Source organism: Rhodobacter sp. P2_H5 (genome assembly GCF_056403335.1).
Genome location: NZ_JBFUFS010000001.1, coordinates 23316 through 39081, shown reverse-complemented (window position 1 = coordinate 39081; position 15766 = coordinate 23316). Strand labels below are relative to the sequence as shown.

The window sequence follows — 15766 nt, the reverse complement described above, 5'->3', positions numbered from 1 at the left end:
TAAGCTTGGCGGATGACCGACGACCTGATCCTTGACCTTGCCACCGAAGCCGACACAACCCGCCTGGGCCGCGCCCTAGCCAGCCTGTTGCAGGCCGGCGATGCGCTGCTGCTGGAGGGCGCGATCGGGGCCGGGAAATCGCATCTGGCCCGCGCCTTCATCCGCGCCCTTCTGGGCGAGGCCGAGGACGTACCCTCGCCCACCTTCACGCTCGTGCAGACCTATCCCGGCGCGACGGCGGAAGCGCCGGAGATCTGGCACGCCGACCTTTACCGGCTGAGCCATCCCGACGACGTGCTGGAACTTGGGCTGGAGGAGGCCTATCCCACCGCGATCTGCATGATCGAATGGCCCGACCGCCTGGGCAGCTATCTGCCCGCCAACCCCCTGCGCCTGCGCCTGGAACCTTTGGGCGAAGGCCGCCGCGCCCATCTGTCCCCCGGGGATCGCGCGGGCTTTGCCACGGCGCTGAAAGCTGCGCTGCGCGCCGCAGCACTGGCCGATTTCATCCAGGAGGCCGGCTGGTCCGACGCCGCCCGCCTGCCGCTGGCTGGCGATGCCTCGGCCCGCCGCTACGAGCGTCTGACCCGCCCGGACGGCAGCGCCATCCTGATGGATGCCCCGCCCGGCCAGGCCGATTCCGTCGCCGACTTTGCCCGGATCGACCGCCATCTGCGCGCACTCGGCCTGTCCGCCCCCGCCATCCTTGCCGAGGATGAAGCCACCGGCTTCCTGCTGCTTGAGGATCTTGGCGATGCGCTTTACCCCCGCCAGATCGCCGAAACCCCCGCTGCGGAGCTGCCGCTTTACGAGGCCGCCACCGATGTCCTCTTGCACTTGCAGGCCCATCCCGCACCGCCAGGCTTGCCCGTTCTCACCGCCGCCGCCTGGGCGGAAGCCGCCGCCATGGCCATCGACTTCTACCGCAAGGCGCTGCTGGGCGATGCCGAAGGGCGGGAAGACTTCGTCTCTGTTCTGGCGGAAACGCTGGCCCGCCATGCCGATGGACCCCGCGTCCTGATCCTGCGCGACTACCATGCGGAAAACCTGCTTTGGCTGCCCGCACGCGAAGGCATCGCCCGCGTCGGCCTGCTGGACTTCCAACTCGGCCAGATGGGTCAGCCGGGTTACGACCTTGTCTCCCTTCTGCAAGACGCCCGCCGCGCCGTGCCGCAAAACATCGAGACCATGATGATCCGCCGTTTTGCTGAGGGCTCGGGCGCGAACCTTGCCGGCTTTCAGACCGCCTATGCCGCGCTTGGCGCCCAGCGGGCCCTGCGCATCCTGGGTATCTTCGCCCGACTGGCTGCGGTCGAGGGCAAGACCCGCTACCTGCCGATGATCCCGCATGTCTGGGCCCAGTTGCAGCGCAATCTGGCCCATCCCGCCCTGCAGGATCTGCGCGCCACCTGCGACCGGCTCTTGCCCGCCCCCGACCTGCAAAAGCTGGAGGCCACATGCCGGCTTTCCCGCTGATGCTGTTCGCCGCAGGCTTTGGCACCAGGATGGGCAGCCTGACCCGCGACCGGCCGAAACCCCTGGTGCCGGTGGCCGGAAAACCGCTGCTCGACCACGCGCTGAACCTCAGATCCGCCGAAACAGTCTCACATACCGTGGTCAACCTGCACTACCTGGGCGACCAGATCGCCCGCCATCTTGCGGGCCAGAACATCACCCTGTCCTGGGAGCGCGAGCAGATCCTGGAGACCGGAGGCGGCCTGCGCGCCGCCTTGCCGCAGCTGGGCGCGGGCCCGGTGATGACGCTAAACACCGATGCCATCTGGACCGGGGCCAACCCGCTGTCCGAACTGGCCAAGGCCTGGGACGGCGCGCGGATGGATGCGCTGTTGCTGCTGGCGCCGGTGAGCCGCGCCCTGGGCCACAAGGGCAGCGGCGATTTCCTGATGGATACCGGCGGCCGTCTGACCCGGGCCAATGGCGCGACGGGCCTTGTCTACCTTGGCGCGCAGATCCTGCGCACCGAAAGGCTGGCGGCGGTGGCGGCGGAAGCCTTCTCGCTCAACCTCCTCTGGGACCAGATGATCGCCGAGGGGCGCGCCTTCGGGCTGGTGCATGACGGCGGCTGGTGTGACGTGGGCCAGCCGGAGTCGATCCCGCTGGCGGAGGCGATGCTGCATGGCTGACAAGGTCTTTTCCGTCCCGCTCGGCGTCGATTTCGCTAGGGCGCTGGTATCTGGCCTGCAAGCGCGACTGCAGGGCCAGCCACCCGAGGCGATGGCCGGGGTGACGCTGTACCTCAACAGCCAGCGGATGCGCCGCCGGGTGACCGAGGTTTTTCTCGAAGGCGCCGCCAGCTTTCTGCCCCGGATGTTCATTCTGTCCGAACTGGCGCAGCACCCGATCCTCGCCGACCTGCCCGCCCCCTCCAGCCCCCTGCGGCGCGAGCTGGATCTGGCGCGGCTGATCGACAGTCTGCTGCAGGCCCAACCCGACTTGGCCCCGCGCTCGGCCTTGTTCGACCTCGCCCGCAGCCTTGGATTGCTGCTGGACGAGATGCAGGATGAAGGTGTCGCGGCCGAGACGATCGCGACGCTGGACGTCTCAGGTCATTCGGAACACTGGGCGCGCACGCAGGCCTTCCTGCGCATCATCGCCCCGATCATGGCGGCACAGGACGGCCCCGCCCGCCACCGCATCGCCGCCGAACGGCTGGCCGAGGTTTGGAAGACCGCGCCGCCGCAGGGTCCGGTGATCATCGCGGGCTCCACCGGGTCGCGCGGGCCGGTGGCCGTGCTGATGCGGGCGGTGGCCGCGCTGCCGCAGGGCATGCTGGTGCTGCCGGGCTATGACACCGACATGCCCGATGCCGTCTGGGCCCGGATGGACGACGCGCTGAGCGCCGAGGACCACCCGCAGTACCGCTACCGCCGCCTGATGGACCTTTTGGACCTGACGCCGGCGCAGATCGCCCCCTGGCATCCGGCGATGCCCGTGGACCCCGACCGCAACCGCCTGATCTCGCTGTCGCTGCGCCCTGCCCCCGTCACCGACCAATGGCTGGTCGAGGGTCAGGCCCTGCCCGATCTGGTCGAGGCCACCCGCCACATGACCCTGATCAAGGCCGCCAACCCGCGGCAAGAGGCGCTGACCCTGGCGCTGGTCCTGCGCCGTGCAGTCTCGCGCGGGCAAAGGGCGGCGCTGGTCACCCCGGACCGCAATCTGGCCCGCAGGGTCGAGGCGCAACTGGACCGCTGGGCGATCCTGCCCGACGATTCCGCCGGGATGCCGCTGGCCCTGTCGGCGCCGGGACGCCTGTTGCGCCACGTTGCCCGCGCGTTCGAGGCGCCGGTGACCGCCGATGTGCTGATGACCCTGCTGAAGCATCCTTTGGCGGCGAGTGGCGGCGATCGGGGCACGCATCTTCTCCTCACCCGCGATCTGGAGCTGGAACTGCGCCGCCACGGCCCGGCCTTCCCGACCGCCGAGGCGCTGCTCCACTGGGCCAATGCCCGCAAGGAACCCGCCGCCGCCCCCTGGGGTCAGGCCATGGCCGAGGTTCTACGCCTGATCGCCGCGCCCCCGGTCACCCGGCTTGCCGATCACATCGCCCGCCACCGTGCCGCGACCGAAATCCTCGCCCGCGGCACCGCGACCGAGGGCAGCGGCGGTTTGTGGGACAAGGAGCCCGGCCTTGCCGCCCGGAAGCTGATGGAGATGCTCGCCCGCGACGGCGACCATGAAGGGGCTTTGTCCACTGCCGATTACCGGATGCTGTTCGACGGGCTGATCGCCAAGGAAGAGGTGCGCAGCCCGGTCACCGGCCACCCGCTGGTCAGTTTCCATGGCCCGCGTGAGGCGCGCGAGATCGAGGCGGATCTCGTCATCCTCGCCGGTTTGAACGAAGGCACCTGGCCCGCCGCGACCGATCCCGACCCCTGGCTGAACCGCAAGATGCGCAAGGATGCGGCTCTGTTATTGCCCGAACGGCAGATCGGCCTTTCGGCACATGACTATCAGCAGGCGGTGTCCGCGCCCCTCGTCATCCTGTCGCGCGCCCTGCGCGATGCCGAGGCGGAGACGGTCCCCTCACGCTGGCTCAACCGGCTGGGCAACCTGATGAGCGGGCTGGGCACCAGGCGGGGCGATCTGGCCCAGAAGGCGATGGAGGCGCGGGGGCAGGTCTGGCTCGACCGTTGTGCTGCGCTGGAACAGCCCGTGGCGGTCATGGACGCCAGCCTTGCCCCGGCAAAACGCCCGCAACCGCGCCCTCCGCTCGGCGCGCGGCCGAAGGAGCTGTCGCTGACAAGGATCCGCACGCTGATCCGCGACCCTTACGCGATTTACGCGCAATATATCCTGCGCCTGCGCCCGCTCGACCCTTTGCGCGCCGAGCCCGACCCGCGCGACCGGGGCACAGCGCTGCACCTGATCCTCGAACGTTTCGTGGGCGAGCGGCCCGCGGCGGAAACCCAGGACGAGGCCCGCGCCCGGCTTCTGGCCATCGGGGCCGAGGTTCTGGCGGCAGAGACGCCCTTCCCTTCCGCCCGGATGCTCTGGCTCGCCAGGTTGGAGCGCGCGGCGGGGCATTTCCTGCATCAGGATCAGAAGCTTGGCGGGCAGACCCTGCAAATTGAAACCAAGGGCCGCACCAAGGTCGAGGGCACTGATTTCACGCTCTATGGCACGCCCGACCGGATCGACCTTCTGCCCGACGGGCGGCTGCATCTGATCGACTACAAGACCGGCACCCCGCCCTCCAAGGCGCAGCAGACCGTGTTTGAACTGCAACTGCACCTCGCCGCCGCCATGGCCGAACGGGGCGGCTTCACCCCGCATCCGATGGAGGTGGCGCTGATCAGCTACATCGGCCTCGGCGCCTCGGAAAAGGTCGAGGAGACGCCGCTTTCCCCCGAAGAAATCACCGCGATCTGGGACCGCTTTGTGACCCTGATCAAGCGCTATGGCCAGCGCAGCACCGGCTACACCTCGCGCCGCGCGGTGTTTGAAACCCGCTATCCCGGCGATTATGACCACCTCGCCCGCTTTGGCGAATGGGACATGACCGAAAACGCCACCCCGATCACAGTAGGCCCAGATGACCCCGCGTGAGGCGATCACCGCCCAGATCGCCGCCGCCGACCCCGAGGCCTCGACCTGGCTTTCGGCCAATGCTGGCTCTGGCAAGACGCGGGTGCTGACCGACCGCGTGGCGCGGCTGTTGCTCGCCGATGTCGAACCGCAGCGCATCCTCTGCCTGACCTACACCAAGGCCGCCGCGACCGAGATGCAGAACCGCCTGTTCCAGCGTCTGGGCGAATGGGCGATGATGCCGGAACCGGCGCTGATGGTCGCTTTGGCTGAACTGGGCGAGACAGCGGTGCTGGACGCTGCCCACCTTGCCCGCGCCCGCCGCCTGTTTGCCCGCGCGATCGAGACGCCGGGCGGTTTGCGGATCCAGACCATCCACAGCTTCTGCGCCAGCCTGCTGCGCCGTTTTCCGCTGGAGGCTGGAGTCTCGCCCAACTTTGTCGAGCTGGACGACCGCGCCGCCCGCCTGCTGCGGCAGGACCTACTGGAAGAACTGGCCGACACGCTGGCGCCCGAGGCCCTGCGCGCCGCCGCGATGGTGTTCGGCGGCGAAGACTTCACCACTTTGATGGAGGAAGTCGCGGGCTATCCGGACGGCTTTTCAGGCTCTGTTCCCGCACTTTTCGAGATGCCCGCGGGGGAGAGCGAGGCAAAACTTCTCGCCGATGTCTTTCTTGGCGACGAGGCGGATATCATCCAGACCCTGCTGCCCGCACTGGCCACGGGCGGTGCGAATGACAACAAGGCGAGGGAAAAGCTGGCGGCGACGGACCTCGCCTCCCCCAGCCTTGGCACGCTGGAGCGGCTGGAGGGCGTCTTTCTTTACGGCTCCGGGCAGAAGGCCGGGCAGGCCAAGATCGGCGCTTTTCCCACCGCCGACACCCGCAAGAAGATCCCCGCGCTGATGCCCCGGCTGGAAAATCTGATGGGCCGTGTCGAGGGTGCCAAACGGCGCCGGCAGGTCTTGCAGGCGGTGCAGAAGACCGAAGCGATCCACGGTTTCGCCCGCGCCTTTCTGCCGCGCTATGCGGCGCGCAAGGCGGCGCTGGGGGTGCTCGACTTTGACGATTTGATCTCCCGGGCGCGGCACCTGCTTTCGGACCGCTCGGTTGCGGCCTGGGTTCTGTTCCGTCTTGATGGCGGGATCGACCATGTTCTGGTCGACGAAGCGCAGGACACCTCCCCCGCGCAATGGCAGGTGATCGAGGATCTGACCGCCGAATTCACCGCTGGCGAAGGCACAAGGCCCGGCGGTCGCACCTTGTTCGTGGTGGGCGACAAGAAGCAGTCGATCTACTCTTTCCAGGGCGCCGATGTCGCGGCCTTTGATGAAAAGCAGCGCAGCTTCCAGGGCAAGTTTCAGGCCGCCCGCCAGCGCTTTCAGACCCTACCGCTGGAGTATTCCTTCCGCTCCTCGCCCGCGATCCTCAATCTGGTGGATGCGGCTTTGGGCGGGCTGTCGGATGCCGCTTTGGGTGATACCGTCCAGCACCGCGCCTGTTTTCCCGATCTGCCGGGGCGGGTCGACCTCTGGCCGCTGATTCAGGCCGAGGAGGAGAAGGAAGACATCAACTTCGAAGACCCCGTCGATCTGATCCGCGAAACCCATCCGGTGGCGCAGCTGGCGGACCGGATTTCTGCCGAAATAGAGACGCTTTTGGCCAGCGGCACCCAGATCACCACGCGCCACGGCCCGCGCGCCGTGCATGCCGGGGATTTCCTGATCCTGGTGCAGACGCGCGGCACCCTGTTTGACGAGATCATCGGCGCCTGCAAACGCCGGGGCCTGCCCATCGCAGGGGCCGACCGGCTGAAACTGGGCGAGGAGATGGCGGTCAAGGATCTGGTCGCCCTCCTCTCCTTCCTCGCGACGCCTGAGGATGACCTTTCGCTGGCCGCTGTCCTGCGTTCTCCCCTCATCGGTCTCTCGGAGGCAGCACTTTACGACCTGGCCCATGGCAGGACCGGTTACCTGTGGGAGAAGCTGCGGCAAGAGGAAAGCCCCGCCGTCGCCCTGCTGAAGGACCTGCGCGATCAGGTCGACTTCCTGCGCCCCTTTGACCTGCTCGAAAGGGTTCTGGTCCGCCACGATGGCCGCCGCCGCCTGATCGCCCGGCTGGGGGCCGAGGCGGAGGATGCGATTGATGAGCTTCTCAATCAGGCGCTGGCCTATGAACGCGGCGCTGTGCCCAGCCTGACCGGGTTCCTGTCCTGGCTGGAGGCGGATTCGGTGCAGGTCAAGCGCCAGGCCGATGGCGCAGGGGAGCGGATCCGGGTGATGACGGTCCACGGCTCGAAAGGGTTGGAGGCCGAGATTGTCATCCTGCCCGACACCGCCGACCGCAACCCGCGCGAGCGCGATACGCTTTATGAAGACGCCCAAGGCAACATCCTGTGGAAGACCCCGGCTGACGACAGCCCGCCGCAGATTGTGGCTCTGCGCCAGCAGAAACAGGCCCGCGAGGCGGAGGAGAACCTGCGGCTTCTGTACGTCGCCCTCACCCGGGCGCGCTGCTGGCTGATCGTTGCGGGGGCGGGCAAATCGACCAAGCCGGGCACCTGGCACAAGATCGTGTCAGACGGCATGGCGCGTCTTGCGACGGAGACCACGCCGCAAGGCCTGCGCCACGCTTCCGGCATCTGGCCCGAGGTGGCTGCGACAAGCGCGCCGAAGGCCGAGGTCGTCGAAGCGCCCGAGGACTGGATGTTCCTGCAGACCGAACGCCCGGCCAAGGCGGCGCAGTCGCTATCGCCCTCGGACCTTGGCGGGGCCAAGGCTTTACCGGGGTTCGGCGAGGAGACCGAAGTGGCCAAGGCGCAGGGCACGGCGCTCCACCTGCTGCTGCAGCACCTGCCCGACCATCCGCCGCAGGATTGGGAGATGGTGGCAGCTCATCTGGTGGGCGATCTGGCGCCCGTTCTTCTGGCGCAGGTGACGGGGCTGTTGCAGGACCCCACGCTCAGCCCGCTGTTTGGCGTGGACAGTCTGGCCGAGGTGGGCTTGACGGCGCCCTGGGGCGCGCAAAGGCTCCTGGGCACGATTGACCGGCTGATCCTGACGCCAACCCTGGTCCACGCCGTGGATTTCAAAAGCAATCGCAGCGTGCCCGCCAGTGCCTCTGCCGTGCCGGAGGGCATTTTGCGGCAGATGGGGGCCTATCTGCATATGCTGGAAAGCCTTTATCCCGACCGCGCCATCCGCCTCAGCATCCTGTGGACGCAGACCGGGCAGCTGATGTCGCTGGACCCCGATATGCTGCGGGCGGCACTGGGGCGGGCCACGATACTTGGGGCTGCGACCCTTGACGCGGCGGTGCAGCACACCTAGGTTCTGAGTCCGAAATCCTCAGGAGAATTATCATGGGCGCTGCCACCGTTGCCGTGACCGATGCCACCTTCGACAAGGAAGTCCGTCAATCCGCCGTTCCGGTGGTCGTGGACTTCTGGGCGGAGTGGTGCGGCCCCTGCCGTCAGATCGGCCCGGCTCTGGAAGAGCTGGCCGTTGAATTTGGCGACAAGATCAAAGTCGTCAAAGTGAACGTCGACGAAAACCCCGACAGCCCGGCTGCTTTGGGCGTGCGCGGGATCCCGGCCCTGTTCCTGTTCAAGGACGGCCAGGTCGCCTCGAACAAGGTGGGTGCCGCGCCGAAGGCCGCACTGGCCAACTGGATCAGCGCAAACATCTGATCCACCCGGACGACACGTCAGGGGCGCCTTCGGGCGCCCTTTTCGTTTGGCCGCTTTGCCCCCATATTGCGCCAAACGGAGGCTTTCATGTCTGAAGACAAATTTCCCGGCTGGCACGGCACCACCATTCTCGCGGTGCGCAAAGGGGGCGAGGTTGTGGTGGCAGGCGACGGCCAGGTCAGCCTCGGCCAGACCGTGATCAAGGGCACCGCGCGCAAGGTGCGCAGGCTCTCACCCGGCGGCAAGGATGTGGTGGCTGGCTTTGCCGGATCGACCGCTGATGCCTTTACCCTTCTGGAACGGCTGGAAAAAAAACTGGAGGCTTCGCCCGGCCAGCTTGCCCGCGCCTGTGTGGAGCTGGCGAAGGACTGGCGCATGGACAAATACCTGCGCAATCTGGAAGCCATGCTGATCGTGACCGATGGCGAGGGGCTTTTCGTGCTGACCGGCGCGGGCGACGTGCTGGAACCCGAACATGACGTGACCGCCATCGGCTCGGGCGGGAACTATGCTTTGGCCGCCGCGCGGGCGCTGATGGACAGCGATCTGCCGGCAGAGGCGATTGCCCGCAAGGCCATGGCGATTGCCGCCGATATCTGCGTCTATACCAATGGCAACCTGACGGTGGAGACGATCCGGAAATGATGATCTCGACCGAGGATCTGCGCGCCGCCGTCAGCCGTGGCATCGTGACCGAGGCGCAGTCGGCGCAGCTGATCGCGCTTTCCTCCGCCCGGCAAAGCGCCGTGGCCGGGGTATCGGCGGCGGAAGAACCCTTTGTCCTGTTCAAGGGCTTCAACGAGATCTTTGTCGTCGTAGGCCTCACCATCCTGTTCATGGGCTGGGTCGGGGTGACGGTGCTGTTTGGTTTGAACATGAGCGCGCCTGCCGGTTCCACCACGGCCTTTCTTGCCTTGGTGACGCTGGCCGGGCTGGCGGCTGTCGGGCGGTACTTCACCCTGACCCGGCGGATGATCGCGCCTTCGATCGCGCTGTCGATCATGGCGGCGCTGACGGCCACGGTGTTGGGCATGGCGCTGGCCGGGATCGGGGATTTTGCGCTGGTCGTGGCAGGACTGGTCGTTCTGGCGGTGATGAGCCTGCATTACGCGGTGTTCCGCGTGCCCTTCTCGGCGGCGATCATCGCGGGGGCGGCGTTCTTCACGCTTTGGGCGCTGGCGTTGGCGACGGGCTTCCTGCCACCCACGGCCACCGGCATGCTTCTGGTGCGTGAAAGCCCGGCCCTGTCGCTGCTGACCTTCTGCTTTGGCCTTGCGACCTTTGCGGTGGCCATGCGGCTGGACATGTCGGACCCGATGCGCGTTTCCACCCGTTCGGCCACGGCCTTCTGGCTGCATGTCACGGCGGCGCCGGCCATCGTCAACACCGTCGCGCTGAACCTGCTGGGCCAGCCGGGCGCCCTGCCCCAGGTCTTGCTGCTGGGCTTCCTGTTCGTGATCGCCGTCGTGGCCATCGTGATCGACCGGCGCTCGTTCCTCGTCTCGGGCGCGGGCTATTCGGTGGTGCTGGCCTCCACCCTTTTCTCGGGCAGTGCGGCCCTGGCGATCCTGATCCTGGGCGCGGTGCTCGTGGCGCTTGGCGCGTTGTGGGAACGTCTGCGCGCCCGCCTGATGACTGCCTTGCCGGACTTTCCCGGCAAAACCAACCTTCCGCCTTATGGAATTGCCCAATGACTGACCTGACCCCGCGCGAGATCGTCTCGGAGCTTGACCGTTTCATCATTGGCCAGCGCGATGCCAAGCGTGCTGTGGCCGTGGCCCTGCGCAACCGCTGGCGCAGAAAGCAGCTCGGCGATGATCTGCGCGATGAGGTGTATCCCAAGAACATCCTGATGATCGGGCCGACCGGCGTTGGCAAAACCGAAATCGCCCGCCGTCTGGCGCGGCTGGCCAAGGCGCCCTTCCTGAAGGTCGAGGCGACCAAGTTCACCGAGGTCGGCTATGTCGGGCGCGATGTCGACAGCATCATCCGCGATCTGGTCGATGTGGCGCTGGTCGATACAAGGGCCCGGATGCGCGACGATGTCAGCGCTCGCGCCAAGGCGGCAGCGGAGGAGCGCGTGATCGAGGCGCTGGCCGGCAAGGACGCCCGCGAACAGACGCGCGAGATGTTCCGCGGCAAGCTGCGCCGGGGCGAGCTGGACGATACCGTGATCGAGCTGGAGGTGGAGGATTCCGCCCCCTCGCCCATGATGATGGGCGGTCAGGGGATGGAGCTGCAGATGCAAGGCCTGCAAGACCTCTTCAAGGCCTTTGGCAACCGGACCAAGACCAAAAAGGTCACTGTGGCGGCCAGTTATGACCTTTTGCTGGGCCAGGAGGCCGACAAGCTGCTGGATGACGAGGCGGTGAAACTCGCCGCCTTGGAGGCCGTGCAGCAAAGCGGCATCGTCTTTCTGGACGAGATCGACAAGATCTGCGCCCGCTCGGATGCGCGCGGCGCCGATGTCAGCCGTGAAGGCGTGCAGCGCGACCTTCTGCCCCTGATCGAGGGGACGACGGTGTCGACCAAATACGGCCCGGTAAAGACCGACCATATCCTGTTCATCGCCTCGGGCGCCTTCCACATCGCCAAACCTTCGGATCTTCTGCCCGAATTGCAGGGCCGCCTGCCGATAAGGGTGGAGCTTCAGCCCCTGACCGAAGAGGATTTCGTCCGCATCCTGACGGAGACGGAAAACGCCCTGACCCTGCAATATGCGGCCTTGATGGCGACTGAAGAGGTCAAAGTCACCTTCACGCCCGACGGCATCGCCCAGCTCGCCTCCATCGCGGCGGAGGTGAACCGCAGCGTTGAAAACATCGGCGCGCGCCGGCTTTACACGGTGATGGAGCGGGTGTTCGAGGAGCTGTCCTTCAACGCGCCCGACCGCGCCGGCAGCGAAGTCGTGGTGAACGAGGTCTTTGTCGAGGCCAATCTCGGCGCGCTGTCCCGCTCCGCCGACCTGTCACGGTATGTCTTGTGACGCCGCTTTCGGCGGAAAGCGGGGTGGTGTGATCCACCGCGCGCTGTGCATCCTGGGTCTTGTCATCCTCACGGCCTGCGCGCCGCGCGGCGCGGTGACCTTGATGCCCGAGGCGGCCCAGATCGGCTCGGTCGAGAATATCTTCATCGGCACCACCCGCAGCCCGAAGCCCGATGGCAGCTTTGGCGGCGGCCGGTCGGAAATTGTGCGCTTTGGGCTGTACCAGATCTCGGTTCCGCCGGACCGCAAGCCGGGGCAGATCACTTGGCCCAAAGCCGGGCAGAAGGCCGATCCGCAAACCCAATTCGTGACGGCGGGCGAAGAGGTCTATGCCTCCGACCAGCAATTCCGCACCCGGCTGCGCGCCGAGTTGCGCAAGACCGGCGGCGAGGCGGTGATCTTTGTCCACGGCTACAACAACAATTTCGCCGAGGGCATCTACCGGGTGGCGCAATTCTCGCATGATCTGAACCTGCCCGGCACCGTTGTGGAATATTCCTGGCCCTCGGCGGCGGCGGCACTGGGCTATGCCTATGACCGCGATTCCGCCCTCTTCGCCCGGGATGGACTGGAAAAGCTGATCCATGAAGTCGCCGCCGCCGGGGCCAAGCGGATCCTGCTGGTCGGCCATTCGATGGGCGCCGGCCTGACGATGGAGGCGCTGCGGACCGCCGCCCTGCGTCAGGACCGGCGCACCATGGGTCTGATCGGCGGGGTGATCCTGATTTCCCCGGATATCGACATTGATGTGTTTCGCGAACAGGCCCATGCGATCGGCGCCCTGCCCCAGCCCTTTGTCATTTTCGGTTCGGGCCGCGACAAGGTCTTGCGCCTGTCTGCCGCGCTGACCGGGCAAGCCGACCGGCTCGGCTCGCTGGAGGATCTGTCGCGGGTGTCGGATCTGAAGGTCACCTATATGGATGTCAGCCAGTTCTCGCAGGGCACGGGGCATTTCGTGGTGGGCGACTCCCCGGCGATGATCGCGCTGATGAACCGGATCGCCGATATTCAGGGTGCTTTCGAGTATGACCGGCGGACCAATGTCGGGCTGTTGCCCGGGCTGGTGATCACCGCAAGGAACGCCACCGGCATCATCCTGCGCCCGCTGACCGAGGGCGAGGCGCGTTACGGCCGCTAAAGCCTAGCGGCGGCGCAGGTAGACGTAATAGGCCCCGCCGCCGCCGTGCTTCAGATGCGCCTCGGTCACCTGCAGGATCGCCGGGCCCAGCGGCGCCATGCGCAGCCAATGCGGCACCTGATGGCGCAAGACGCCCATGCGCTGCGGGATCGGCCCGTGATCCGGGCCGGGCTTGCCCTTGCCGGTGATCACCAGAACCAGCCGCAGCCCCGCCGTCTGCGCGTTGAGGATGAAGCGGATCAGTTCGGGATGCGCCTCGGCCAGGGTCATGCCGTGCAGGTCGATCCGGGCTTCCGGGTCGAGCTTGCCGCGCGTCATCTTGGCGTGTTTGCGCGCGTCCATCTGCAAGGGCGCCTGGGCCAGCGCCTCGGCCGGGGTGGGGGCAATATGGGCGGCAGAGCGCAGGGGCCGCGTCTTTTCGCCCAGGCGGAAGGCGGTGAACAGCGGCACCTGCTCGGGCGGCGCGGGTTTGACCGGCTGCGGGTCGATCATCGGCGCGGGTTTGCGCAGGCGCGCGAGCGCCGCCTCGGAGGTGGGGCGGATCGAACGGGCGACTTCCTGCCAGAGTTGCTCTTCCTCTGGCCGCAGGGTTCGGCGGCGTACCATGGGTCAACCGTCCGGCAACATGGCAAAGGCGCGGTCGATCGGCAGCAGCATGATGAGCCGCCCGGCATCCTTGATCGTGCCAGCGGCCAGGCCGGCCGCGTGGCCCGTGCCGTAGAAGATATCCGCCCTTTGCGCGCCCTTGATCGCGCCGCCGGTGTCCTGCGCCACCATCAGCCGGTGTAGCGGCGTGTCGCCCTCTTTCTCGACCCAGACCGGGGTGCCCAGCGGCACATGGGCCGGATCTACGGCGACCGAGCGCATCGGCGTGATCGACCGCCCCATGGCGCCAATCGGCCCCTGATCCGCGGCGAGGTTGGGCAGCTTGCGAAAGAAGATATAGGAGGGGTTCTGGTTCAACAGATCGGCCCCGGCCACCGGGTTGGCGCGGACCCAGGCCCGGATCGATTCCGCCGAAAGCTGATCCTGGCTCAGATAACCGCGCTGCACCAGGATCGACCCGATGGAGCGATAGGCATAGCCATTGCGCCCGGCGTAACCCACCCGGATCACCGAGCCGTCGGTCATCTGGATCCGGCCAGAGCCTTGGATATGCAAGAAAAACACCTCAACCGGGTCGTCGAGCCAGGCAATCTCCAGCCCGCGGCCGCGCAGGATGCCGCGCTCAATCGTGGCGCGGTCATGCCAGGCCTGACCATCGCGCAGTTCCGGCGGGCGGCGGTAGATCGGCCAGGCAAAGCGCGGGGTGCGGACGGGGGAGCCTTCGAGGACCGGCTCGTAATAGCCGGTGAACAGGGCAGGCGGGTTGCCGACCAGAACCGGGCGGAAGAGAAGTTCGAAGAAGGCGCGGGCGGCCGCCTCGTTCGGCTCTATCGTGGCGGCGACGCCGCAGATCGGTTGCCAGTCGGGCTGATCGAGCAGATCGCAGGTGCGCTGAAAGCTTTGCAGGGCGGCCAGATGGTCATCCTTGTCCCAGTCGGGCAGGGATTCATACTCCAGCACCTGCGCCATGGCGGGCATCACGGGCGCAAGCCCCAGAACAACGGACAGGGCAAGCAGCAGCGCACGCATTCCCCCGCCTTAGTCGCTTGTGGCCGTCAGCTGCCAGTTCGGATCGCCGGCGCCCATCAGGCGCGAGAAAGTCCAGGTCTCGCGCTGGCGCTGGATGGCGGTGGCGTTGCCCTCCACCACGGTGCCCGAGGCATCGCGCACGGCGCGGATCAACTCGCCCATGAACCGCACCGAGATTTCGGCGCGCTTGGTCGCGGGGTTGTACTCGGCCGCGGCCAGCGTCAATTCGCGGATGCCCACGAAGGTCGATGTCACGGTCAGGCCCCGTTTGGCGCGGTCGGCCACGGCGGCGTCAAAGCTCGCCTCGACCTCATCGCCAACAAAGGGGCGGATGCGGTCGATCTCGCCCTTGTCGAAGGCCATCAGGATCATCTCGTAAGCGCCACGCGCGCCTTTGAGGAATTCGGTCACCGAAAAATCGGGCTCGACCCCCTTCATCGCAGCCAGCGCCGAGCGCGAGGCATCGTCGGCCACGTTGTCGATGATGTCATTGTCCAAGGTCCCGTCGACCACCACGCCATCGCGCGCAGGTGTGGCGCCGGGTGCAGCCGTTGTCGGCTCGAAGCCATCGCGCGTGCCCAGAACGGAACGCAGTTTCAGGATCAGGAAGATCGCGATCCCGGCGAGGACGAGAAGCTGGATCGGTGCGGAACTCATGCGGAACCTTTTGCGATGGCCGATTGGACTGGCCGTGGAGGGATGTGACCCCTATGTAAGTGCTGGGTGGGTCCAAGTCCACCTTCCGGGGCTGCAAGTTTTTGCATCAGGGGTCCAGAATGCGCTTCGTTTGGCTTTTTCTGCTATGGACGATGGTCGAAATCGGGCTTTTTGCCGGTTTGGGCGGCTATATCGGCGTGCTCGCGACCTGGGCCGTGGTGATCGGCACCGCGATTGGCGGCTTTTTGCTGATCCGCTGGCAAAAGCGCAGCGTTCTGGGGCAGGTCCTGCAAGATTTGCAGACACTGGGCGACCCGCTGACGCCCGCCGCCCATTCGGCGCTGATCGTGCTGGCGGGGGTGCTGCTGATCCTGCCGGGGTTTTTGACCGATGCTTTGGGGCTGGTCCTGCTGATCCCTCAGGTCCGCGACCTGATCATTGATCACTTTCGCGAAAGGGCGCGTCTGGCCGCGATGGACAAGGCCGTGGCCACCATGTTGCGCCCCCGGTCGCGACCCCGCGAAGAAGAGGTGCAAGAGGCTGAATTGGTCGACATTCAACCGACCTCGCCCCGGCCGCACAAGCCTTCGGGATGGACCAAACCCTGACCGCCT

13 protein-coding genes and 1 pseudogene are annotated in these 15766 nt (G+C 66.8%); 11 read left to right on the top strand and 3 right to left on the bottom strand.

Translation table 11 applies throughout. From position 1 onward, the window contains the following. Nucleotides 1–12 precede the first annotated feature (12 nt). The 10 genes and pseudogenes from tsaE to AC1DVR_RS00150 all read left to right on the top strand — a co-directional run. Nucleotides 13–480: pseudogene (gene tsaE / locus AC1DVR_RS00195) on the top strand (tRNA (adenosine(37)-N6)-threonylcarbamoyltransferase complex ATPase subunit type 1 TsaE); the annotation flags it as partial. Next, a complete protein-coding gene (locus tag AC1DVR_RS00190; protein WP_477998872.1) occupies nt 469–1476 on the top strand; it encodes an aminoglycoside phosphotransferase family protein in 1008 nt (335 codons plus the stop codon). The pseudogene tsaE and the gene AC1DVR_RS00190, both read left to right, overlap by 12 nt. Continuing rightward, nucleotides 1458–2144, top strand: coding sequence for a nucleotidyltransferase family protein (locus AC1DVR_RS00185; protein WP_477998492.1), 687 nt, complete (start codon nt 1458–1460; stop codon nt 2142–2144). The genes AC1DVR_RS00190 and AC1DVR_RS00185 overlap by 19 nt, the downstream gene beginning before the upstream one ends. Continuing rightward, nucleotides 2137–5070 carry a double-strand break repair protein AddB gene (gene addB / locus AC1DVR_RS00180; protein WP_477998491.1) on the top strand — a complete coding sequence of 978 codons (2934 nt, stop codon included), beginning with the start codon at nt 2137–2139 and terminating at the stop codon, nt 5068–5070. The genes AC1DVR_RS00185 and addB overlap by 8 nt, the downstream gene beginning before the upstream one ends. Beyond that, on the top strand, nt 5057–8377 hold the full coding sequence (gene addA, locus AC1DVR_RS00175; protein WP_477998490.1) for a double-strand break repair helicase AddA: 3321 nt from the start codon (nt 5057–5059) through the stop codon (nt 8375–8377). Before addB ends, addA begins: the two co-directional genes overlap by 14 nt. A 32-nt stretch (nt 8378–8409) precedes the next feature. Next, a complete protein-coding gene (gene trxA, locus AC1DVR_RS00170; protein ID WP_477998489.1) occupies nt 8410–8736 on the top strand; it encodes a thioredoxin in 327 nt (108 codons plus the stop codon). Between the two features lie 87 nt (nt 8737–8823). Continuing rightward, nucleotides 8824–9381, top strand: coding sequence for an ATP-dependent protease subunit HslV (gene hslV / locus AC1DVR_RS00165; protein WP_477998488.1), 558 nt, complete (start codon nt 8824–8826; stop codon nt 9379–9381). Further along, nucleotides 9378–10430, top strand: coding sequence for a hypothetical protein (locus AC1DVR_RS00160; protein WP_477998487.1), 1053 nt, complete (start codon nt 9378–9380; stop codon nt 10428–10430). Before hslV ends, AC1DVR_RS00160 begins: the two co-directional genes overlap by 4 nt. Then, on the top strand, nt 10427–11722 hold the full coding sequence (gene hslU, locus AC1DVR_RS00155) for an ATP-dependent protease ATPase subunit HslU (protein WP_477998486.1): 1296 nt from the start codon (nt 10427–10429) through the stop codon (nt 11720–11722). The genes AC1DVR_RS00160 and hslU overlap by 4 nt, the downstream gene beginning before the upstream one ends. 28 nt (nt 11723–11750) lie before the next feature. Next, on the top strand, nt 11751–12860 hold the full coding sequence (locus tag AC1DVR_RS00150) for an alpha/beta hydrolase (RefSeq protein ID WP_477998485.1): 1110 nt from the start codon (nt 11751–11753) through the stop codon (nt 12858–12860). A 3-nt stretch (nt 12861–12863) separates the two neighbouring features. Here AC1DVR_RS00150 and AC1DVR_RS00145 read toward each other — a convergent pair whose 3' ends face one another. Genes AC1DVR_RS00145 through AC1DVR_RS00135 form a run of 3 tightly spaced genes read right to left on the bottom strand, consistent with a single transcriptional unit; the run spans nt 12864 to nt 15152 of the window. After that, nucleotides 12864–13466, bottom strand: coding sequence for a Smr/MutS family protein (locus tag AC1DVR_RS00145; RefSeq protein WP_477998484.1), 603 nt, complete (start codon nt 13464–13466; stop codon nt 12864–12866). Nucleotides 13467–13469: 3 nt separating this feature from the next. Next, on the bottom strand, nt 13470–14495 hold the full coding sequence (mltA, locus tag AC1DVR_RS00140) for a murein transglycosylase A (RefSeq protein WP_477998483.1): 1026 nt from the start codon (nt 14493–14495) through the stop codon (nt 13470–13472). A 9-nt stretch (nt 14496–14504) separates the two neighbouring features. Then, entirely contained in the window at nt 14505–15152 is a 648-nt protein-coding gene (locus tag AC1DVR_RS00135; protein WP_477998482.1) for a Tim44/TimA family putative adaptor protein, read from the bottom strand. Nucleotides 15153–15271: 119 nt separating this feature from the next. Between AC1DVR_RS00135 and AC1DVR_RS00130 the strand changes: the two genes are divergently transcribed. Beyond that, nucleotides 15272–15760: an FxsA family protein gene (locus AC1DVR_RS00130; RefSeq protein ID WP_477998481.1), complete on the top strand. Its 489-nt coding sequence runs from the start codon at nt 15272–15274 to the stop codon at nt 15758–15760. Nucleotides 15761–15766 lie beyond the last annotated feature (6 nt).

Coding starts and splice junctions, on each gene's coding strand:
- AC1DVR_RS00160 (WP_477998487.1), top strand. CDS start 9,378: ATGATGATCTCGACCGAGGATCTGCGCGCCGCCGTCAGCCGTGGCATC.
- AC1DVR_RS00145 (WP_477998484.1), bottom strand. CDS start 13,466: ATGGTACGCCGCCGAACCCTGCGGCCAGAGGAAGAGCAACTCTGGCAG.
- addA (WP_477998490.1), top strand. CDS start 5,057: ATGACCCCGCGTGAGGCGATCACCGCCCAGATCGCCGCCGCCGACCCC.
- mltA (WP_477998483.1), bottom strand. CDS start 14,495: ATGCGTGCGCTGCTGCTTGCCCTGTCCGTTGTTCTGGGGCTTGCGCCC.
- hslV (WP_477998488.1), top strand. CDS start 8,824: ATGTCTGAAGACAAATTTCCCGGCTGGCACGGCACCACCATTCTCGCG.
- AC1DVR_RS00135 (WP_477998482.1), bottom strand. CDS start 15,152: ATGAGTTCCGCACCGATCCAGCTTCTCGTCCTCGCCGGGATCGCGATC.
- AC1DVR_RS00185 (WP_477998492.1), top strand. CDS start 1,458: ATGCCGGCTTTCCCGCTGATGCTGTTCGCCGCAGGCTTTGGCACCAGG.
- hslU (WP_477998486.1), top strand. CDS start 10,427: ATGACTGACCTGACCCCGCGCGAGATCGTCTCGGAGCTTGACCGTTTC.
- addB (WP_477998491.1), top strand. CDS start 2,137: ATGGCTGACAAGGTCTTTTCCGTCCCGCTCGGCGTCGATTTCGCTAGG.
- trxA (WP_477998489.1), top strand. CDS start 8,410: ATGGGCGCTGCCACCGTTGCCGTGACCGATGCCACCTTCGACAAGGAA.
- AC1DVR_RS00130 (WP_477998481.1), top strand. CDS start 15,272: ATGCGCTTCGTTTGGCTTTTTCTGCTATGGACGATGGTCGAAATCGGG.